The sequence below is a fragment of the Burkholderia sp. AU32262 genome (assembly GCF_020419985.1).
Lineage (GTDB): Bacteria > Pseudomonadota > Gammaproteobacteria > Burkholderiales > Burkholderiaceae > Burkholderia > Burkholderia semiarida.
In genome coordinates, this window is the sequence record NZ_JAIZRS010000003.1 from 254,790 (window position 1) to 274,633 (window position 19,844).

General features: G+C 68.7%; 18 protein-coding genes and 2 tRNA genes. 14 read left to right on the plus strand and 6 right to left on the minus strand.

Features of this window, described 5'->3' with window-relative positions:
* Positions 1–4: 4 nt before the first annotated feature.
* Positions 5–1,009: an RluA family pseudouridine synthase gene (locus LGN10_RS04710; RefSeq protein WP_059574017.1), complete on the minus strand. Its 1,005-nt coding sequence runs from the start codon at positions 1,007–1,009 to the stop codon at positions 5–7.
* 721 nt (positions 1,010–1,730) lie between these two features.
* On the opposite strand from LGN10_RS04710, the gene LGN10_RS04715 reads away from it, so the two are divergent.
* The 6 genes from LGN10_RS04715 to LGN10_RS04740 all read left to right on the plus strand — a co-directional run bounded on the left by LGN10_RS04715 (position 1,731) and on the right by LGN10_RS04740 (position 9,012).
* A complete protein-coding gene (locus LGN10_RS04715) occupies positions 1,731–4,913 on the plus strand; it encodes an Rne/Rng family ribonuclease (protein WP_226222007.1) in 3,183 nt (1,060 codons plus the stop codon).
* 132 nt (positions 4,914–5,045) lie between these two features.
* On the plus strand, positions 5,046–6,158 hold the full coding sequence (gene moaA, locus LGN10_RS04720) for a GTP 3',8-cyclase MoaA (RefSeq protein ID WP_059638265.1): 1,113 nt from the start codon (positions 5,046–5,048) through the stop codon (positions 6,156–6,158).
* A gap of 29 nt (positions 6,159–6,187) precedes the next feature.
* Entirely contained in the window at positions 6,188–6,805 is a 618-nt protein-coding gene (gene mobA / locus LGN10_RS04725) for a molybdenum cofactor guanylyltransferase MobA (protein ID WP_059574020.1), read from the plus strand.
* A 111-nt stretch (positions 6,806–6,916) separates the two neighbouring features.
* On the plus strand, positions 6,917–8,215 hold the full coding sequence (gene glp / locus LGN10_RS04730; RefSeq protein ID WP_226222009.1) for a gephyrin-like molybdotransferase Glp: 1,299 nt from the start codon (positions 6,917–6,919) through the stop codon (positions 8,213–8,215).
* A gap of 39 nt (positions 8,216–8,254) precedes the next feature.
* Positions 8,255–8,530 (plus strand): hypothetical protein, encoded by a 276-nt coding sequence (locus LGN10_RS04735; protein ID WP_006476519.1) that lies wholly within the window; start codon positions 8,255–8,257, stop codon positions 8,528–8,530.
* Entirely contained in the window at positions 8,527–9,012 is a 486-nt protein-coding gene (locus tag LGN10_RS04740; protein ID WP_226222011.1) for a GNAT family N-acetyltransferase, read from the plus strand. The genes LGN10_RS04735 and LGN10_RS04740 overlap by 4 nt, the downstream gene beginning before the upstream one ends.
* A 90-nt stretch (positions 9,013–9,102) precedes the next feature.
* Here LGN10_RS04740 and rmuC read toward each other — a convergent pair whose 3' ends face one another.
* The 5 genes from rmuC to pncB all read right to left on the minus strand — a co-directional run bounded on the left by rmuC (position 9,103) and on the right by pncB (position 15,069).
* Positions 9,103–10,578 (minus strand): DNA recombination protein RmuC, encoded by a 1,476-nt coding sequence (gene rmuC / locus LGN10_RS04745; protein ID WP_226222013.1) that lies wholly within the window; start codon positions 10,576–10,578, stop codon positions 9,103–9,105.
* Positions 10,575–11,564, minus strand: coding sequence for a 2-hydroxyacid dehydrogenase (locus tag LGN10_RS04750; protein ID WP_059638337.1), 990 nt, complete (start codon positions 11,562–11,564; stop codon positions 10,575–10,577). Before LGN10_RS04750 ends, rmuC begins: the two co-directional genes overlap by 4 nt.
* 81 nt (positions 11,565–11,645) lie before the next feature.
* On the minus strand, positions 11,646–13,076 hold the full coding sequence (locus LGN10_RS04755) for a sodium:proton antiporter (protein ID WP_226222014.1): 1,431 nt from the start codon (positions 13,074–13,076) through the stop codon (positions 11,646–11,648).
* Between the two features lie 43 nt (positions 13,077–13,119).
* Positions 13,120–13,782: a LutC/YkgG family protein gene (locus LGN10_RS04760; RefSeq protein WP_059574025.1), complete on the minus strand. Its 663-nt coding sequence runs from the start codon at positions 13,780–13,782 to the stop codon at positions 13,120–13,122.
* Between the two features lie 87 nt (positions 13,783–13,869).
* A complete protein-coding gene (gene pncB / locus LGN10_RS04765; protein ID WP_034206754.1) occupies positions 13,870–15,069 on the minus strand; it encodes a nicotinate phosphoribosyltransferase in 1,200 nt (399 codons plus the stop codon).
* Positions 15,070–15,354: 285 nt separating this feature from the next.
* On the opposite strand from pncB, the gene fdxA reads away from it, so the two are divergent.
* The 8 genes from fdxA (at position 15,355) to LGN10_RS04805 (ending at position 19,754) form a co-directional block, all read left to right on the plus strand.
* Positions 15,355–15,678: a ferredoxin FdxA gene (gene fdxA / locus LGN10_RS04770; RefSeq protein WP_011544919.1), complete on the plus strand. Its 324-nt coding sequence runs from the start codon at positions 15,355–15,357 to the stop codon at positions 15,676–15,678.
* Positions 15,679–15,780: 102 nt separating this feature from the next.
* Positions 15,781–15,856: transfer RNA gene (locus tag LGN10_RS04775), tRNA-Asn, on the plus strand.
* A gap of 72 nt (positions 15,857–15,928) precedes the next feature.
* Positions 15,929–16,004, plus strand: a tRNA-Asn gene (locus tag LGN10_RS04780).
* Positions 16,005–16,134: 130 nt separating this feature from the next.
* Positions 16,135–16,620: a CreA family protein gene (locus LGN10_RS04785; protein ID WP_226222016.1), complete on the plus strand. Its 486-nt coding sequence runs from the start codon at positions 16,135–16,137 to the stop codon at positions 16,618–16,620.
* 61 nt (positions 16,621–16,681) lie between these two features.
* Entirely contained in the window at positions 16,682–17,587 is a 906-nt protein-coding gene (locus LGN10_RS04790; protein WP_099316195.1) for an AraC family transcriptional regulator, read from the plus strand.
* Positions 17,588–17,714: 127 nt separating this feature from the next.
* Entirely contained in the window at positions 17,715–18,482 is a 768-nt protein-coding gene (locus tag LGN10_RS04795) for an AzlC family ABC transporter permease (RefSeq protein ID WP_059574029.1), read from the plus strand.
* Positions 18,479–18,817, plus strand: coding sequence for an AzlD domain-containing protein (locus tag LGN10_RS04800; protein ID WP_059574030.1), 339 nt, complete (start codon positions 18,479–18,481; stop codon positions 18,815–18,817). Before LGN10_RS04795 ends, LGN10_RS04800 begins: the two co-directional genes overlap by 4 nt.
* 160 nt (positions 18,818–18,977) lie before the next feature.
* Positions 18,978–19,754 (plus strand): DUF4088 family protein, encoded by a 777-nt coding sequence (locus LGN10_RS04805; RefSeq protein ID WP_226222018.1) that lies wholly within the window; start codon positions 18,978–18,980, stop codon positions 19,752–19,754.
* Positions 19,755–19,844 lie beyond the last annotated feature (90 nt).

Sequence of the window (19,844 nt, forward strand, 5' to 3'; positions counted from 1 at the left end):
CGGTTCAGGCGGTATCGCGCAATGCGCTGAGTTGATCGAGGAAGCGCCGGCATTCGGCCGGCAGCGGCGCATCGAACTGCAGCGCCTCGCCGGTCAGCGGATGGGCGAGCTTGAGGCGGTGCGCATGCAGGAACATCCGTTTCAGCGACGGCTGCGCGTTCGCGCGCGCCAGCGCCTTGTTCAGTGCGAAATCGCCGTACTTGGCGTCGCCGGCGATCGGCAGGCCGAGATGCGCGAGGTGCACCCGGATCTGATGGGTCCGCCCCGTTTTGAGTTCCGCTTCGACGAGCACATAGTCGGACCAGCGGTCGACGAGGTTGAACACCGTATGCGACGGCAGCCCGTCGTCCTGCACGCGCACGCGGCGCTCCCCTTCCGGGGTCGAATACTTGAACAACGGCGCCTTCACCGCGCGGCGGCGCCCCCAGTCGGGCTGCCATTCGCCGTGCGCGCACGCGAAGTAGCGCTTGTCCATCCGGTTCTCGCGGATCTGCTCGTGCAGCCCGACGAGCGCCGTACGCTTCTTCGCGAGCATCAGGATCCCGGACGTCTCGCGGTCGAGCCGGTGCACGAGTTCGAGGAATTTCGCGCGCGGGCGCGCCTGGCGCATCTGCTCGATCACGCCGAACGCGACGCCGCTGCCGCCGTGGACCGCGACGCCGGCCGGCTTGTCGATCACGAGCATCGCGTCGTCCTCGTACAACACGTCGAAATTCGCGGGCGGCACGACGGGCGTGTCGGCGCGCGCGAGGTCGGCCGCCGCCACGCGCACCGGCGGCACGCGGACGAGGTCGCCCAGCTCGAGGCGGTACTGCGCGTCGATCCGGCCCTTGTTCACGCGCACTTCGCCGCTGCGGAGGATCCGGTAAATATGGCTTTTCGGCACGCCTTTACAGACGCGCAACAGGAAGTTGTCGATGCGCTGACCGGCCGAGTTTTCGTCGATCTCGATCATCGATACCTGGCCGCTTGCGACCGAATTCTGGGATATTTTGCCTAACTCATTCATACTGAATATAATTTTGCCCAGCCTGACGTTGTGGGTGGCCTGACCGGCCGGCCCCGGCTGAATCGGGCAAGGCGCAAGCGCAAACTGCTATTTTACTTGCGCCGGGGGTCCGCTGCTCGCCCCTGATCAAAGAGATGCAGCAAGTTGCACGCACGGCGCCGCCCGTCGGCAAGGATCTCGCCCACAGGCGGATTCGGTCGGCAAGGCGCCGCGGTAACGGAAAGTTGGTTGAAAAGAATTCGATCGGCAGCCCGACGGCGCGAAGTGCGTCCGCAGGCTGCCGGTTGCGAAAATTACGGCGTTGCGCCCGATTTGGCCCCGCGAAGCGTGCGGGGCTTGGCGACGTCAAACCAGGGAAGTACACCCCAAGCGGGAAAGTCGGGCTGGATTCGATACTCCCCGCTGCGGCCCAAGCCGCAGCATCTGCCGCCCGTCGGCGCGCGCGACGCATTGCGCGCGCCCGTGGCGATGCCCGGATCAGGCTTAGCGCGCTTTTGCAGCGTGCGGTGTGTGAACGCCGTGCTTTGAAGCCGTATTCGCAGGTGCCCTATGGCCGCCGGCCCCGTCTTTCGGGCCCAAGCGCCTCTTCAGGCAATTCTCCCCGCCAGCGTTCCCGCTCCAGCGTGCTCGTGACAACACAACAAGGTGCGGCCTGCCGTCGTTCCCGCCCTCGCGCCTGACAACCGCGAGGCGTCGGCAGCGGAGCCGCCTGGAGCCGTTCATGAAACGCATGCTGTTCAATGCGACGCAGCAGGAGGAGCTGCGCGTCGCCATCGTCGATGGGCAAAAGCTCATCGACATCGACATCGAAACCGCCGGGCGCGAACAGCGCAAAGGCAATATCTACAAAGGGGTCATTACCCGTATCGAGCCGTCGCTCGAAGCGTGCTTCGTCAACTACGGCGAAGACCGCCACGGCTTCCTGCCGTTCAAGGAAGTCGCGCGCCAGTACTTCAAGGACGGTGTCGACATGCGCTCCGCGCGCATTCAGGACGCGCTGCGCGAGGGCCAGGAACTGATCGTCCAGGTCGAGAAGGAAGAGCGTGGCAACAAGGGCGCCGCCCTCACCACCTTCATCTCGCTCGCCGGCCGTTACCTCGTGCTGATGCCGAACAATCCGCGCGGCGGCGGCGTGTCGCGCCGGATCGAAGGCGACGAGCGCCAGGAACTGCGCGAAACGATGGCGCAACTGCAGATTCCGGACGGCATGAGCATGATCGCCCGTACCGCGGGCATCGGCCGCAGCGCCGAGGAACTGCAGTGGGACCTGAACTACCTGCTGCAACTGTGGCGCGCGATCGAGGCTGCCTCGCAAAGCGGCAACGCCGGCCAGCCGATGCTGATCTATCTGGAATCGAGCCTCGTGATCCGCGCGATCCGGGACTATTTCCAGCCCGATATCGGCGAAATCCTGATCGACACGAACGAAATCCACGATCAGGCCCGTGCGTTCATGGACATCGTGATGCCGGACAACGTCGCGAAGGTGAAGCGCTATCACGACGACGTGCCGCTGTTCTCGCGATTCCAGATCGAGCACCAGATCGAAACCGCGTACTCGCGCACGGTGCCGCTGCCGTCCGGCGGCGCGATCGTGATCGACCACACCGAAGCGCTCGTCGCGATCGACGTGAACTCGGCCCGCGCGACCAAGGGCGCGGACATCGAGGAAACGGCCACCCGCACGAACCTCGAGGCGGCCGACGAAGTCGCCCGCCAGTTGCGCCTGCGCGACCTCGGCGGCCTGATCGTGATCGATTTCATCGACATGGAGTCGGCGAAGAGCCAGCGCGAAGTCGAGCAACGCCTGAAGGACGCGCTCAAGCACGACCGTGCGCGCGTGCAGATGGGCAAGATCTCCCGCTTCGGCCTGATGGAGCTGTCGCGCCAGCGCCTGCGTCCGGCGCTGTCGGAAGGCAGCCACGTGACGTGCCCGCGCTGCAACGGCACCGGCCACATCCGCGATACCGAATCGTCCGCGCTGCAAGTCCTGCGGATCATTCAGGAAGAAGCGATGAAGGAAAACACCGCGGCGATCCATTGCCAGGTGCCGGTCGAGGTGACCGCCTTCCTGCTGAACGAAAAGCGTCAGGAAATCAACAAGATCGAGTCGCGCTTCAAGGTCGGTATCGTGCTGATCCCGAACAAGCACCTCGATACGCCGCACTACAAGCTCGAGCGCCTGCGTCACGACGACGCGCGCCTCGACGATCCGCGCGCATCCTGGAAGATGGCCGAGGAAGCGGCGCGCGAGCTCGAGTCGGAAACCGGCTACAGCAAGCGCGCGGCCGAAGTGAAGCCGAAGCAGGAAGCCGCGGTCAAGGGCATCACGCCCGAGCGTCCGGCGCCGAGCCCGGCCCCGCAGCGCGCGGTCGAGCCGGTTCCAGCGCCCGCGCCCGCGCCTGTCGCGGCCACGAGCGGCGGCTTCATCGGCTGGCTGAAGGGCTTGTTCGGCGTGTCGCCGGCACCGGCGCCCGCACCGGTTGCCACGCCGGCACCGGCGAAGGAGCAGGCAGCCCGTCCGGCTCGCGAACGCACCGAAAAGACCGAGCAGCGCGGCGGCGATCGCAATCGCAACCGTCGCGGCGGCGCCCAGCAGGCGCAAGGCGGCCGCGACCAGGCGGCTGCCGGCCGTGGCCAGCCGCAACGCCAGGAGCGCGAAGGCAAGGAAGTGCGCGAACCGCGTGAAGGCCGCGAGCCGCGCGAGGGCCGTGAGCTGCGTGAAGGTCGAGAGGGTCGCGACGGCCGCGAAGGTCGTGAAAACCGCGAAGGTCGCGAGGGCCGTGGCCCGCGCGAAGGCCGCGAGCCGCGTGAAGGCCGTGAGCCGCGCGAACCGCGTGAGAACCGCGAGCCGCGCGAGCGTGCCGAACAGCCGGAAGGCGTCGAAGCAGGCGGTCGTGGCGAGCGCCAGGAACGCGGCGAGCGTCGCGAGCGCGGCGAACGCCGCAAGCCGACCCAGCATGCGGCCACGCTCGAAACCGTCACCCGTGGCGAAAACCATCCGGAACCGGAAACCGACAAGGCCGCGGCAGAAGCCCTGCCCGGCGCGGACCTGGCAGCCGATGCGGAAGCCGGTGCGCGTGACGGCGAAGAACGCCGCCGTCGCCGTCGTGGCCGCCGCGGCGGTCGTCGCGAGCGCGAGGAAGACGGCGCGGTCGTCGACCAGGCAGAGCAAGGCGCAGATGGCGAAGTCGCGGCGCAAGCCGTGACGCCGGCCGCCCCGGTCGCAGCCGAACCGGCTTACACGGCCGCACCGGCTGTCGTCGCGGCCGTGGCCAGCGCGGTCGCCGTCGAAGCCGTCGCCGAGCAGCAGGCCGCACCGGCCGTTGTCGAAGCTCAGCCGGCTCCGGCACACGCCGAAGCGGCGCCGGTCGCACCGGTCGAGCCCGTCGTCGCCGTCGAGGCAGCAGAACCGGCACCGGTCGCAGCACCGGTAGCCGCGGAAGCAGGTCCGACGCCGGTCGCGGTGTCGCCGACCGATGCGTTCGAAGTGCCGGCTGCCGCTGCGGCCGCTGTCGAGGCGCCGCAAGCCGCGGCCGTCGAGCCAGCCGCACCGGCCGCCGTGGCGATCGAAGCCGCGCCGGTGGCGGTCGAGGCGCCGGTCGAAACCGCGCCTGCGCCCGCGCCGGCCGAGGCCGAGGCCGTTGCCGCACCGGCACCGGCACCGGCATCGGCACCGGCTCCCGCCCCCGCACAACCGGCAGCCGCACCCGCGTCGGCAAGCCTGGATGTCGTGCTGGAGCAGGCTGGTCTCGTCTGGGTGAACACGGACGCCGACAAGTTCGCGGCCGCGCAGGAAGCCGCGTCGCGGCTCCCGCGTCCGGCCCGCGTGCCGCGCGAACGCAAGGTGCTGCCGCCGGTCGATACGGCCCCGATGCAGCAGGTCGAAACGACGCACCGTTGAACGGCGCATCGCCCGACCAGGAAAAGCCCGCCTTCCGGCGGGCTTTTTTACGTCCGCGCTGCGGGTTTCCGCTCACCGGCCCCGTCAGCCGGTTGCAGCTAAAATAGCGGTCTGGCTCGTACTTCTTTCAACATGTCCCGACGCATCATTCCTCTCGCCGACGTCAGCGGGATGCCGGACGTCTCCGGCGTCGCGCATGCCCCCGACGGCACGCTGGCCGACACGTTCGCCAGGCCGCTGCGCGATCTGCGCATTTCGGTGACGGACCGTTGCAATTTCCGCTGCGTGTACTGCATGCCGCGCGCGGTCTTCGACAAGGATTACCCGTTCCTGCCGCACAGCGCGCTGCTCACGCACGAGGAAATCGAGCGCGTGGCGCGGCTCTTCGTCGCGCACGGCGTCGAGAAGATCCGCATCACGGGCGGCGAGCCGTTGCTGCGCAAGAACCTCGAATTCCTGATCGAGCGCCTCGCGCGCCTGACGACGCACGCCGGCCGCCCGCTCGACCTGACGCTGACGACCAACGGCTCGCTGCTCGCCCGCAAGGCGCGCGCACTGAAGGACGCCGGGCTCACGCGCGTCACGGTCAGCCTCGATGCGCTCGACGATACGCTGTTCAAGCGCATGAACGATGCCGAGTTCGCGAGCGCCGACGTGCTCGACGGCATCTTCGCCGCGCAGGCCGCCGGCCTCGCGCCGGTCAAGGTCAACATGGTCGTGAAGCGCGGCACCAACGACAGCGAGATCCTGCCGATGGCCGAGCGTTTCCGCGGCACCGGCGTGATCCTGCGTTTCATCGAATACATGGACGTCGGGACGTCGAACGGCTGGAACATGACCGAGGTGCTGCCGTCGGCGGACGTCGTCGCGCGCATCGCCGAACATTTCCCGCTCGTGCCGCTCGAGCCGCACACGGCGGCCGAAACCGCGCAGCGCTGGGGCTATGCGGACGGCCGCGGCGAGATCGGCGTGATCTCGAGCGTCACGCAGGCCTTCTGCGGCGACTGCACGCGCGCGCGGCTGTCGACCGAAGGCAAGCTGTACCTCTGCCTGTTCGCGTCGGCCGGCCACGATCTGCGCGCGCTCGTGCGCGGCGGCGCGAGCGATGCCGAGATCGCGACCGCGATCGCCCGCATCTGGCAGGCGCGCACCGACCGCTATTCGCAACTGCGCGGCAGCGCATCGGCCGCCGCCGCGCCCGACGGCGCGGGCAAGCGCGTCGAAATGTCGTATATCGGCGGCTGACGCACGCCGCCCCTTTCCGCCTTCGCACGATGCCCGCTCCCGCCTCCACGTCGATCGCCGGCCTGCTGCTTGCGGGCGGACGCGCCACGCGCATGGGCGGCGTCGACAAGGGCCTGCAACTGCTCGACGGTACGCCGCTCGCGCTGCACGTGTTGCGCCGGCTGTCGCCGCAGGTCGACGAGACGCTGATCAGCGCGAATCGTCATGCCGATCGCTATGCCGAACTCGGTGCGCCGTTCGACGCGCGGATCGTCGCGGATGAAACCCCCGACTTCCCCGGGCCGCTCGCAGGCCTGCTCGCCGGCATGCGCGCGGCGCGCGCGCCGCTGGTCGCGTGCTCGCCGTGCGACACGCCCTATCTGCCCGCCGACCTCGTCGCACGGCTGCATGCGGCGCTCGACGCTCAGCAGGCCGACATCGCGATGGCGGTCACCGTCGACGCGCAGCGGATGCGCTCGCCGCAGCCGACGTTCGCGCTGCTGCGCACGTCGCTGGCCGACGATCTGGCCACCCGGCTCGCGGCCGGCGACCGCAAGGTGCGTGCGTGGTACGCACGCCACAAGACGGTCGAAGTCGAGTTTCGCGACGAGCGTGCGTTTTACAATGCCAACTCCTGGCAGGAACTCGCCGCGCTGGCCCGCCGCTGACGGCCCCGTGCCGTTCCCGCCCGGCGCCCGCCACACGCGACACCCGCGCCCAGGCACCCTCCTCGCGCCACCGGCCACGAACCCGATACGCCTCGCGGCGCAGTCCGACTGATGATCACGCAATCCTCGCCCGCCTCCCGAACCGCACCCGACCCCGACGCCCCGCTGTCGCTCGCCGACGCGCAGGCGCTCGCGTGCCGCTTCGCGACGCCCGTCGACGCGTGCGACACGGTGGCACTGCGCGATGCGCTCGACCGCGTGCTCGCGGCCGACGTGCGCGCGCCGTTCGACATTCCCGCGTACGACAACTCGGCCATGGACGGCTATGCGTTCGACGGCGGCAGCGCGGCGCTCGCGGCGCCGCAGGGCGAGGTCGCGATGGCGGTCGCCGGCAGCGCGTTCGCCGGCCATCCGTTCGACGGCGCCGTGGCGGCCGGCGCATGCGTGCGCATCATGACGGGCGCGCCGATGCCGGCCGGATGCGACACGGTGATTCCGCAGGAACGCGTGCGTGTCGACGGCGACACGATCCGCTTCGCCGCGCACGACGTCGCACGCGGCGCGAACCGCCGCCAGGCCGGCGAGGATCTCGCACGCGGCGCCTGTGCGCTCGCCGCGGGCCGCATCCTGCGGCCGTCCGATCTCGGCCTGCTCGCGTCGTTCGGCATCACCGACGTCACGGTGCGCCGGCGCGTGCGCGTCGCCGTGTTCTCGACCGGCGACGAGTTGCGCGAGCCCGGCGAACCGCTCGGCCGCGGCGCGCTGTACGACAGCAATCGCGGGATGCTGATCGCGATGCTCGAACGGCTGCACGTGGACGCGATCGACCTCGGGATCGTCCGGGACGACCCGGCCGCGCTCGAAGCCGCGTTGCGCGACGCCGTCGCCGCGCAGGCCGATGCGGTCATCACGTCGGGCGGCGTGTCGGTCGGCGAAGCCGACTTCACGCGCGACGTGATGGCGCGGCTCGGCGACGTGACGTTCGCGAGCCTCGCGCTGCGGCCCGGCCGGCCGCTCGCATGCGGCACGCTCGCACGCGCAGCCGACGGCGCCGGACACGCGCTGTTCTTCGGGTTGCCCGGCAATCCTGTCGCATCCGCCGTGACGTTCTACGCAATCGTGCGCCCCGCGCTGCTGACGCCGGCCGGCGCACGGACGCCACCGCCGGCCATGTACACGGCACGCAGCACGCAGCCGTTGAAGACGCGTCCCGGCCGCACCGAATACCTGCGCGGCATCGCGACGCGCGCCGCCGACGGCCAATGGCACGTCGCGCCGGCCGGATCGCAAAGCTCCGCGTCGCTGAGCGGTCTTGCCGCCGCCAACTGTTTCATCGTCCTGGGCCACGATACCGCGGCAGTCGACGCGGGCGCCCCGGTCGACATCCTGCCGCTCGACGGCCTGATCTGAATTCCACTATCGGTATATTTCTACGGGGGCAATTCGCACATGAAGAAACAAATCTCGTCGATCGCCGCGGGGCAGACCGCGAAGGCGCTGATTCTCGTCTACCTGACGTTCAGCGTACCGATCGTGCTGCTCGGCATTCTCGTCGCGTACATCCGCTACGGGATGGTCGAGCTGAGCACGATCCTGAGCGCGCTGCTGCTGAACGCGATCCTCGGCTTCGTGCTGCTGTGGATCGCGTGCCACGCGTACAACTGGGTCGCGTCGCGCTTCGGCGGCATCGAAATCGTGCTGTCCGATCCGCCGGAGGAAGCGTGAGCGGCACGCCGCTGATCCGCGCGGCCGATCCGCGCGACGTCGGCGCGATCCTCGCGCTGATGCGCGAGCTGGCCGAATTCGAGCAGCTCACGGCGCTGTTCGTCGCGACCGAAGCCGATCTGGCCGACGCGCTGTTCGGCGAGCGCCCGGCCGCCGAAGCGCTGGTTGCCGAGCGCGACGGCGCGATCGTCGCGTACGCGCTGTTCTTCCACAACTATTCGACGTTCCTCGGTCGCCGCGGGCTCTATCTCGAGGATCTGTACGTGCAGCCGTCGCAGCGCGGCACGGGCCTGGGCACCGCGATGCTGCGTCATCTCGCGGCGCTCGCCGTCGAGCGCCGCTGCGGGCGCTTCGAATGGTCGGTCCTCGACTGGAACCAGCCGGCGATCGATTTCTACGAGAAGATGGGCGCGACCGTGCTGCCGGAGTGGCGCATCGTTCGCGTGACGGGCGACGCGCTCGACATGCTTGCCGCGCATTGAGCGCGCACCGGCCGCGCCGGCGATCGCCGCAAAGGAAAACGGGCGCCGCGGCGCCCGTTTTCTCTATCCGACGGCTATCGACGACGTGCGTCACGCGTCGTCCGCATCCGCGCCGTCGGCCGCTTCCGCGCCGAGCAGCCCGGCCGCCGTCTCTCCCGGCAGCGCCTCGACCTGCTTCAGCTTGCGGCTCATCACACGCGTGCGCTGCTCGGCGGACTCGATCGAGCGCGTGACCGTTTCGAGCTGCGCCTTCGTGCGCGCGAGCACGTCTCCGAACTTGCCGAACTCGGTCTTGACCGCGCCGAGCACCTGCCATACCTCGCTCGAGCGCTGCTCGATCGCGAGCGTGCGGAACCCCATCTGCAGGCTGTTCAGCAATGCGGTCAGCGTGGTCGGCCCGGCGACCGTCACGCGATAGTCGCGCTGCAGCAGGTCGGTCAGCCCCGGGCGGCGCAGGATCTCCGCATAGAGCCCCTCGGTCGGCAGGAACAGCAGCGCGAAATCGGTCGTGTGCGGCGGCGCGACGTACTTCTCGGCGATCGTGCGCGCCTCCATTCGCACCCGCGCCTCGAGCGCACGCGCCGCTTCCTCGACGGCCACCGCGTCGGCACGCTCCTGCGCGTCGATCAGCCGCTCGTAGTCTTCGCGCGGGAATTTCGCGTCGATCGGCAGCCACACCGGCGGCGCGTCGCGCGTGCCGGCTTCGCGCCCCGGCAGCCGGATCGCGAATTCGACGCGCTCTGTGCTCTTCGGCACCGTCGCGACGTTCTTCGCGTACTGGTCGGGCGTGAGCATCTGCTCGAGCAGCGCCTCGAGCTGCACTTCGCCCCAGGTGCCGCGCGTCTTCACGTTGGTCAGCACCTTTTTCAGGTCGCCGACGCCGGCCGCGAGCGTCTGCATCTCGCCGAGCCCGCGATGGACCTGTTCGAGCCGGTCCGACACGAGCTTGAACGATTCGCCCAGCCGCTGCTCGAGCGTCGCGTGCAGCTTCTCGTCGACGGTGCGGCGCATCTCCTCGAGCTTCGCCGCGTTGTTCGTCTCGATTTCCTTCAGCCGCTGTTCGAGCGTCGCACGCACCTCGCCGATCCGGCGATCGTTCGCCTCGGTCAGTTGCGTGAGCTGCCGGTGCAGCGTGTCGCCGAACAGCCGCAGCGCGCCCGTCTGTTCCTCGCGCGCCTGCTGCGCCTGCCGCTGCAGGCTCTCGCGCATCGCGTCGAACTGCTGCGCATTGCCGGCGACGAGCTTGCCGAGCTGCTGCGCGAAGCCCTCGATCTGGTTGTTCTGCACAGTCGCCACGCTCGTCAGTTGCGCGGCGAGCGTCTGCTGCAACTGGGCGAAGCTGCCGGCCAGCTCGGTACGCGAGCCGCGCGCGTTTTCGACGATCTCGCCGCGCAATTCGCGTTCGAGCCGCTCGACGGCACGCGCCTGCGCATGCGCGGCATCCTCGATCTGATCGCCGAGCACGGCCGCATCGTCGTGGCGGCCGCCGCGCACGAGCGCGACGATCGCCACCGCGAGCGCGACGGCCAGCACGACGACCGCCGCAAGCAACAACGTCATCGTCATGCGCGCGGCTTCCCGATCACGTCAGGGTTGATCGGATTCGGCGGCTGCCCCGCGCGCGGCCCCTCGCCCAGCGCGGCGATCAGGTTGTCGGCGGCGAGATTCGCCATCGCGCGGCGGGTCTTTTCGGTCGCGCTCGCGATATGCGGCGTCAGCACGACGTTCGGCACCTCGAGCAGCGCCGGATGCACGGTCGGCTCGCCTTCGTACACGTCGAGGCCCGCCGCGGCGATCGTCCCGTCGCGCAGCGCGGCGGCCAGCGCCGCATCGTCGACGATCCCGCCGCGTGCGATGTTGGTCAGCGTCGCCGTCGGTTTCATCTTCGCGAGCTCGGCCGCGCCGATCGTGTGATGGTTCTCCTTCGTGTACGGCAGCACGAGCACGACATGGTCGGCGCGCGCGAGCAGCGCCTCCTTCGACACGTATTCGGCATTCAGCTCGGCCTCGATCTCGGGCGCGACCCGCGACCGGTTGTGATAGATCACCTGCATCCCGAAGCCGCGCGCACGGCGCGCGAGCGCCTGGCCGATGCGGCCCATGCCGATGACGCCGAGCGTCGAGCCGTAAATGTCGGCGCCGAGGAAACCGTCGTACGCCCACTTCTGCCAGTGACCGGCGCGCAGCCAGTGCTCGGATTCGGCGATCCGGCGCGCGGCGGCCATCATCAGTGCCCAGCCGAAATCGGCGGTCGACTCGTTCAGCACGTCAGGCGTGTTGGTGCCGAGCACGTTCGCCGCGTTGAACGCGGCCATGTCGAAGTTGTTGTAGCCGACCGCCATGTTCGCCACGACGCGCAGGCGCGGCGCCGCCGCGAGCGTCGCCGCGCCGACCGGGTCGCCGGCCGTCAGCGCGCCGTCCTTGTCGGCCAGGCGCGCGGCGAGCGCGTCGGGCGCGAGCGCGTCGCCATCGTTCCAGTCAACGTCGAAATACTGCTTGAGCCGTTCGATCACGTCCGGAAAGATCGGACGCGCGACCAGGATCTTCTGCATCGCCATCTCCGCATGCCGCGGGCCGATCGCGGCGCGCATCGCGCCGCCGGGACTGCCCGCGCTTGGTTGAAAGTCGTCAGGTTACGCCGGGAAGAAAATCACCGACGTCAGCAGGAACACGGGCACCAGGATAACGAGCGCCCAGCCGAGGTACGCGAAGAAGCTCGGCATCTTCACGCCGCGCGATTCGGCGATCGCCTTCACCATGAAGTTCGGCGCGTTGCCGATGTAACTGTTCGCGCCCATGAACACCGCACCGGCGGAAATCGCGGCGAGCGTCGACGCGCCGGCCGTCATCAGCGTCTGCGCGTCGCCGCCCGCGAGGTTGAAGAACACGAGATAGGTCGGCGCGTTGTCGAGGAACGACGACAGGATGCCCGTCGCCCAGAAGTACATCGCGTCGATCGGCTTGCCGCCGGCCCCCGTGACGAGATGGACGATCTGCGCGAACGCGCCGTCCGCGCCCGCGCGCAGGATCACGATCACCGGCGCGATCGTCACGAAGATGCCCGCGAACAGCTTCGCGACCTCCTCGATCGGCGCCCAGTTGAACGCGTTGCCTTCACGTGCGGAACGCGGCGTCAGCGCGAGCGACGCGAGCGTCACCGCCACGAGCGCGACGTCGCGCACGAGATTCTGCAGCGCGACGTGCGTACCCCACACGTCGAACGCGATGCCCGGCTTCCATACGCCGCTCATCAGCACGAGTGCGATCACGGCCGCCAGCAGCACGAAGTTGATCTTGCCGTCGATCGACAGCGCCGCGCCGTCGGGCGTCGGATCGAGCACGGCCGGCCGCTCCTCGCCGCCCTTCCGGTAGAAGTACGTATCGAGCGCGAAGAACAGCGTCAGCAGCACCACGCAGATGAACAGCATCGGCAGCGCGAGATGCGTGGTCGTCCAGAAAAAGCTCACGCCGTTCAGGAAGCCGAGGAACAGCGGCGGATCGCCGAGCGGCGACAGCGAGCCGCCCGCGTTCGCGACGAGGAAGATGAAGAAGATCACCACGTGCACGACGTGCTTGCGGTTGTCGTTGGCGCGCAGCAGCGGCCGGATCAGCAGCATCGCGGCGCCCGTCGTGCCCATCACGCTCGCGAGCAGCGTGCCGAGCGCGAGGATCGCCGTATTCAGCTTCGGCGAGCCATGCAGATTGCCGTTCACGCAGATGCCGCCCGCGACCGTGTAGAGCGCGGTGAGCAGCACGATGAACGGAATGTATTCCTCCAGCAACGCATGCACGAGCGTGCCGAACGCGGCGCCGGCGCCGAACGCGACGGCGAACGGCGCGAGGAACACGATCGCCCAGCCGGCTGCGATCTTGCCGAAGTGGTGATGCCAGAACACGGGGGCGACGAGCGGGAACAGCGCGATGGACAGCAGGATCCCGGCGAACGGGATGCCCCAGAGCGCGGACAACGTGGCTCCGTCGAGCGTGGCGGCCGATGCGAGCGCGGGCGCGGCGCCAAGCGCGATTCCCGACGCCATGCCCGCCCAGGCGGCATGTCGTTTCATGCAGAACTTCCTTGTTCGAGTAGCGGTGGATGCGGCGGGTGCGTCATGCGCCCCGTACGACGATCGCGTGCACGCGGTACGGGCCGTGCGCGCCCAGAATGATCGTTTGCTCGATGTCGCCCGTGCGCGACGGGCCCGACACGAAATTGACCGCACGCGGCAGCTCGCCGCGCTCCGCGCGAATCAGCGCGAACGCGTCTTCATGACCGGCGACGATGCGCGACGCCGGCACGATCGCGATGTGGGTTTCCGGGAGCAGGCCGGCCGATGCATAAGTGTCGGGGCCGGACAGCAATACCAGCGACCCCGTTTCGGCGGTCGCGCAAAAGCAGCCGGTCAAGCCGACGAGATCGCCGTCGCGCGGCTTGCGGCACTCGACCGACAGGCCGGCGCCCGCCCAGTCGAAATCGGCCAGCGTGCGCCATGCGACGGCCTGCGTCGGCAGACCATGAGCGGCAAGATAACGGGCGGCGGCGGCAGGCACGTCGGCCAGCGTCGCGACTTCGTCGACCGTGGTCGACAGGCGTGCAGCCTCGTCGACGAAAGCGGCGACGAGATCGGCCGGCGCCGGCGGGCGCGGGCCCTGCGGATGACGGGCGAGATAGTCGGCGACGCCGTCGCGCTCCGCTGCATCGGGTTCGGCCGCGCGCCCCTGCGCCGCGCGAATGCGCGCGAGGATCTGGCGACGGGCAGCGGAAGTGTCCATGAACGGTCCTCGTGACGTTGGCGTGCAATACGTCGGATTATACCGGCCGCCCCTGCCGCGACGCACCTTCGGCCGAACGGCCAAAGCCTACTTCGACGCGTCTTCCTCGACCGGCTGCGCGATGCCGAAGACCTGCCGCAGGTACGCGAGATACGCCTTGTCGTCGCACATGCTCTTGCCAGGCGAATCGGACAGCTTCGCGACCGGCTGGCCGTTGCAGCGGACCATCTTGATGACGATCTGCAGCGGCACGTAGCCGAGATCGTTGGTGAGGTTGGTGCCGACGCCGAACGCGAGCTTGCAGCGGCCGCGGAACCGTTCGTACAGCTGCATGACCTTCGGAATGTCGAGCGCGTCGGAGAACACGAGCACCTTGGTGCGCGGGTCGCATCGGTTCGCCTCGTAATGGCGCAGCATCCGCTCGCCCCAGTCGAACGGATCGCCCGAATCGTGGCGCGCGCCGTCGAACAGCTTGCAGAAGTACATGTCGAAGTCGTTCAGGAACGCGTCCATGCCGTAGACGTCCGACAGCGCGATGCCGAGATCGCCGCGATATTCCTTCGCCCACATCTCGAAGCCGTAGATCTGCGAATCGCGCAGCCGCGGGCCCAGCGCCTGGCACGCCTGCAGGTATTCGTGCGCCATCGTGCCGAGCGGCGTGATGCCGTGCTTCATCGCGTACAGCACGTTGCTCGTGCCCGCGAACTGCGGGCCGAGCCCGTCGCGCAGCGTGAGCGCGACTTCCTCGTGCCAGACCTTCGAGAAGCGCCGGCGCGTGCCGTAGTCGGCGATCTTGCAGTCGGCGAATTCGGGCTTCGCCCCGAGCAGCTTGATCTTCTCGCGCAGCCGCTCGCGGCCTTCGCGATAGTCGGGCTCGCGCTGCGTGTTGCGGAAATAGACTTCGTTGACGATCGCGAGCACCGGAATCTCGAACAGGATCGTATGCAGCCACGGGCCCTCGATCACGATGTCGATCTCGCCGTTGCCCTTCGGCGACGGCGTGATCGAGATGTACTTCTCGTTCAGGTGGAACAGCGCGAGGAAATCGACGAAGTCGCTCTTGATGAAGCGCATGCGCCGCAGGTAGTCGAGTTCGACGTCGGAAAAGCGCAGCGAGCACAGGCCGCGCACCTCGTCGCGAATCTCGTCGATGTACGGGACGAGATCGACGCCGGGCGTGCGGCACCGGAAACGGTATTCGACGTTTGCGGCGGGGAAGTGATGCAGGACGACCTGCATCATCGTGAACTTGTAGAGATCCGTGTCGAGCAGCGAAGTGATGATCATGATGACGGCAGCGCCAATATCGTGACCGGCCCCGGCGCACCGCGCGCCGCCCGGTCTGTCGGTCATGTTACCCGAATGCGTGCCGGACCATCGTGAAACCGCCCCGCCGGCTCGCGCTTCGCGCCGCCGGTGCGTGTGCGGGTGTCCGCGTTGCGCACGCCATAAACTAATCACGAAACGATATAAGCCGGATAGCCGACCACGACATGCGGGTTTTGCGCTTCAGTTACAATGCCGCTTTTGGCGCAAACGCCACCCCATATACCGCCAAGCAGGAGCGTTTTAATGACTCACGTTGTGACCGAAGGCTGCATCAAGTGCAAATACACGGATTGCGTGGATGTGTGCCCGGTGGATTGCTTCCGTGAAGGTCCCAACTTTCTCGCCATCGATCCGGACGAGTGCATCGACTGCGCCGTGTGCGTCGCCGAATGCCCGACCAATGCGATCTATGCCGAAGAAGACGTTCCGGGCGACCAGCAGCAGTTCACCGAGCTGAACGCCGAGCTGGCGAAGAACTGGCCGTCGATCACGAAGACCAAGCCGGCGCCCGCCGACGCGGACGAGTGGAAGGACGTGCAGGACAAGCTGCACCTGCTCGAGCGCTGATCGCGCGGCGGCCGCAAAAAATTTTTATGTGTCGCGGCTCCAAAGTATTGACAGGTTAGCGAACACTCCATACAATCTCGTTTCTCTGCTGTTGTTGTTTGTTCCCCGATAGCTCAGTCGGTAGAGCGCCGGACTGTTAATCCGTAGGTCCCTGGTTCGAGCCCAGGTCGGGGAGCCAAAAACGCAAAGGCCCGTTGAAAGTGGACGGGTTTTTTGTTGGAAAGCACGACACGCAGATGTACCGATTTATTCCCCGATAGCTCAGTCGGTAGAGCGCCGGACTGTTAATCCGTAGGTCCCTGGTTCGAGCCCAGGTCGGGGAGCCAAATAGCGAAAGGCCCGTCATTCGACGGGCCTTTTGTTTTTCCGGCCACCGTTCCGTCTTTCTGCTTTTCGTGGCCCGGCCATGCGCATGCTAGAGTCTCTGTCCCGCATTCGCATCCTCCGGTTCCGTCGATGAAGCATCGCCTCCTCCGTTTCACCCCCGTCGCCCTCCTGCTCTCCGCCTTCGCCGCCGCACCGCTCGCGCACGCGGAGGAAGTCGGCAGCGTCAACACCCATTTCCGCGTCACGGGTTCCGACCGCGTGGTCGTCGAGGCCTATGACGATCCGGTCGTGAACGGCGTGACCTGCTACGTGTCGCGCGCCCGCACCGGCGGCATCAAGGGTACGCTCGGCGTCGCCGAGGATCCGAGCGAAGCGTCGATCGCGTGCCGGCAGGTCGGCCCGATCAGCTTCAAGGAGCCGCTCAAGCAGCAGGCCGACGTGTTCAGCGAACGCATGTCGTTCATCTTCAAGACGCTGCACGTCGTGCGCGTGGTCGACAAGAAACGCAACACGATCGTCTACCTGACCTACAGCGACCGTATCGTCAGCGGCAGCCCGAAGAACGCCGTCACCGCGGTGCCGATGCCGGCCGGCACGACGATTCCGCTCAAGTAAGCCCGCACCCGCCGGGCGCGCGAGCGATACACTGTCGGTTCGACCGCTCCCGCGCCCGATCATGCCCGCCACCCGCCTTCCCGATTCCGCACGCTACTGGCGCACGCCGCTCGTGCCGGACGCGGATCTGCTCACGGCCACCTACCGCGATCACGCGTTCGCGCCCCACTGGCACGACGCGTACACGATCCCGGTGATTCTCGAAGGCGCGGAACGCTTCACCTATCGCGGCACCGGTTATGTCGCCGAGACAGGCACCGTGCCCGTGATCAATCCCGGCGAAGTGCATACGGGCTCGCGTGCCGCCGACGAAGGCTGGTGCTATCGCGTCAGCTACATGCCGGTCGAATTCATCCGCGAACTCGCGAGTGCGATCGCGGGCCGCCCGCACGATGCACCGTGGTTCGCCCCCGGCGTGATTCGCGACGCCGATCTCGCGGCGCGGCTCACGCGGGCGCACCGGATGCTGGAAGCCGGCAGCGAGCGCGCGCTGTCGTCGCATGCGCGTGCGCCCGGGCAGCCGGTAGACGATCCGGCGGCCGGCGTGCCGCGCCCGTACGATCCGCTCGCCGCCGAAACGGCAATGCTCGACGCGCTGTCGACGCTGATCGCGCGCCACGCCGACGCGCGGCCGCGACCGGCGCCGCTCGCGGCCGACGAACCGCGCGTCGACGCGATGCGCGAGCGGCTCGCCGCCGATCTGACGAGCACGGTGACGCTCGACGATGTCGCACAGGCAGCCGGCCTGTCACCGTTTCACGCGGCGCGCCTGTTCACGCGCACGACCGGCATGCCGCCGCATGCGTGGCGCAACCAGTTGAGGCTGCAGCGTGCGCTGGCGCCGCTGCGCGCGGGCGTGCCGGTCGCCGATGTCGCGGCGGCCAGCGGCTTCGTCGACCAGAGCCACTTCACGCGGCATTTCAAACGGATGTTCGGCGTGCCGCCCGGGCGCTGGCAGGCAAGCTGACGCGCGGCTTCCCGCAGCCGGCCACCACGCTGCAACTCGCTCCGGCCCTCACTCGGGCACCGGCCCCGCTTCGGCGAGCGCAAGAACATACAAGCCGGCCCGCCAGCGGCCCGCTATCCTCCCGCTCATGGAGGAGCGCTTCTTGAACAACACACCCGCATCGCCCCCGCGCCGCCCGCTCAACGAATGGCTCGACGGCGCGCGCGACACGATTCCGATGATGATCGGCGCCGCACCGTTCGGCGTGATTTTCGGCACGCTCGTCGGCGGCGGCCCGCTCGCCGCATGGCACGGCGCACTGATGTCGCTCGCCGTGTTCGCGGGCTCCGCGCAGTTCATCGCACTCGGCCTGATCGCCGGCAGCGCGAGCTTCGTCGTGGTGCTTGCCACGACGCTGATCGTGAACCTGCGCCACCTGTTGTACAGCGCGACGCTCGCGCCCTATGTCGCGCACCTGCCGCTGCGCTGGCGCGCGACGCTCGGCGCGCTGATGACCGACGAAGTGTTCGCGGTCGCCTACGGGCACTACCGGCACCACCCGCCCGGCACGATCGGCCCCCACTACTTCTTCGGCTCCGGGCTCGCGATGTACCTGAACTGGCAGGTCTGGACGCTCGCGGGCATCGGCTTCGGCACGGCGTTCCCCGGCCTGCAGTCGCTCGGCCTCGATTTCGCGATGGCGGCGACGTTCATCGCGATCGTCGTCCCGCAGCTCGGCACGCTGCGCTATTTCGCGGCGGCCGCCACGGCCGGCACGCTCGCGTACTTCTGGCAGAGTTGGCCGTACAAGCTCGGGCTGCTCGGCGCGGTCGCCGCCGGCGTCGCGATCGGCGTCGTGCTCACGCTGCGGCACGATCGCACGCGCGCCCGCTCTCGCCCGGAGGCCGCATCGTGAGCTACGCGCTGTTGATCCTCGGCATGGCCGTCATCACGTACGCGATCCGCTCGACGCTGTTCCTGTTCGGCGAGCGGCTGACGTTCCCGCCGCTCGTGCGCACCGCGCTCGGCTTCGTGCCGGTCACCGTGCTGACCGCGATCATCGTGCCGATGACCGTCTCGCCGCATGGCGGCACGGCCGAACTGACGTGGCGGAATCCGCAGCTCGTCGGCGCGCTCGCGGCCGTACTCGTGTCGGCCGCGACCCGCCGCCCGCTCGTGACGATCGCCGTCGGGCTCGGCGTGTTCTTCCTGTGGCAAGGGGTCGTCCTCCCGCACTGGCCGCCGGCCTGAGCGCACGCTCCACCGCGCGCGCTCAAGTTTCCGCCCGGCGCGCCGATATAGGAGAGGAAGACCCGCCACCGGCCCCGGCGCGCACCGGTCAGTCGACGCTGCGCCCGCTCCGGTGCGCCGTGCCGGCGCCGGCTTGCGCGGGCCGCCATCGAGACGATTCATGGGCCAGATCACCCTTTCCCTCAAGGACGACACGCTCGAGTCCCTGCGCAAGGACTACGACGCGTTCGTGCGCGTGTCGCTGAAACTCGACCCGCAATTCGCGACGCCGTCGTTCGAGGATTTCCTGCGCGCGAAGCTGCTCGACAACATGGTGCCGCTGACCGAGCACGCCGTGCAGCGAATGCTGCAGGGCGGCCAGTACGCGTGGGCCAAGCGCACGCTCGACAAGGAATTCCCGGACGTCGTCGCGATCCTGATGCGGCAGGCCGGCGAATTCGGCTTCGGCTTCGCGTCGCGCTCCGAATGGACGCCCGACGAACTCGCGAAGGCGTGCCGCGACTGGGCGAAGGCGATCGTCGCCGAAGCGCAGGGCGACGCGTCGCTGATCGACCCGCTCGCGTCGCAGATCAAGGGCGCGGCGCAGGACATCCAGACGCTCGAGGAACTGATGCAGACGCCTGCGTGGCGGCTCGCGGAATCGCTGCGGCAGCGGATCTACGAGGCCAAGCTCGCGTGCGAGATGAGCGTCGGCAGCACCGCGCGCGACAAGCTCGGCGAACTGCGCGGGCTGCTGCGGCTCGGGCTCGCGCACGGCTCGTTCCAGAAGCAGGAAGCGCAGCAGATCATGGAATACCTGCAGCTGCTCAAGCCGGAGATCTTCGTCGAGGAACCGTACGACGTCTTCGCGCGGCTCGCCGCGTGGCTGCGCAGCGTGTTCACGCCTGCCGCGGTGCGGCCGGCCCAGGGGCAGGGGCAAGGCCAGCGCCGGCCGTAAGCGCGTCCCGCCGACCGTCTTACTTACCCCACGAAAACGGCCCGGCTCGCGCGAAGCGAACCGGGCCGCCGGACGATCGCCCGTCGCGAC

What these genes read in the sequence shown, in the direction of transcription:
- LGN10_RS04710 (WP_059574017.1), bottom strand. Translation starts at nt 1,009, where the DNA reads ATGAATGAGTTAGGCAAAATATCCCAGAATTCGGTCGCAAGCGGCCAG.
- LGN10_RS04715 (WP_226222007.1), top strand. Translation starts at nt 1,731, where the DNA reads ATGAAACGCATGCTGTTCAATGCGACGCAGCAGGAGGAGCTGCGCGTC.
- moaA (WP_059638265.1), top strand. Translation starts at nt 5,046, where the DNA reads ATGTCCCGACGCATCATTCCTCTCGCCGACGTCAGCGGGATGCCGGAC.
- mobA (WP_059574020.1), top strand. Translation starts at nt 6,188, where the DNA reads ATGCCCGCTCCCGCCTCCACGTCGATCGCCGGCCTGCTGCTTGCGGGC.
- glp (WP_226222009.1), top strand. Translation starts at nt 6,917, where the DNA reads ATGATCACGCAATCCTCGCCCGCCTCCCGAACCGCACCCGACCCCGAC.
- LGN10_RS04735 (WP_006476519.1), top strand. Translation starts at nt 8,255, where the DNA reads ATGAAGAAACAAATCTCGTCGATCGCCGCGGGGCAGACCGCGAAGGCG.
- rmuC (WP_226222013.1), bottom strand. Translation starts at nt 10,578, where the DNA reads ATGACGATGACGTTGTTGCTTGCGGCGGTCGTCGTGCTGGCCGTCGCG.
- LGN10_RS04750 (WP_059638337.1), bottom strand. Translation starts at nt 11,564, where the DNA reads ATGCAGAAGATCCTGGTCGCGCGTCCGATCTTTCCGGACGTGATCGAA.
- LGN10_RS04755 (WP_226222014.1), bottom strand. Translation starts at nt 13,076, where the DNA reads ATGAAACGACATGCCGCCTGGGCGGGCATGGCGTCGGGAATCGCGCTT.
- LGN10_RS04760 (WP_059574025.1), bottom strand. Translation starts at nt 13,782, where the DNA reads ATGGACACTTCCGCTGCCCGTCGCCAGATCCTCGCGCGCATTCGCGCG.
- pncB (WP_034206754.1), bottom strand. Translation starts at nt 15,069, where the DNA reads ATGATCATCACTTCGCTGCTCGACACGGATCTCTACAAGTTCACGATG.
- fdxA (WP_011544919.1), top strand. Translation starts at nt 15,355, where the DNA reads ATGACTCACGTTGTGACCGAAGGCTGCATCAAGTGCAAATACACGGAT.
- LGN10_RS04785 (WP_226222016.1), top strand. Translation starts at nt 16,135, where the DNA reads ATGAAGCATCGCCTCCTCCGTTTCACCCCCGTCGCCCTCCTGCTCTCC.
- LGN10_RS04790 (WP_099316195.1), top strand. Translation starts at nt 16,682, where the DNA reads ATGCCCGCCACCCGCCTTCCCGATTCCGCACGCTACTGGCGCACGCCG.
- LGN10_RS04795 (WP_059574029.1), top strand. Translation starts at nt 17,715, where the DNA reads ATGGAGGAGCGCTTCTTGAACAACACACCCGCATCGCCCCCGCGCCGC.
- LGN10_RS04805 (WP_226222018.1), top strand. Translation starts at nt 18,978, where the DNA reads ATGGGCCAGATCACCCTTTCCCTCAAGGACGACACGCTCGAGTCCCTG.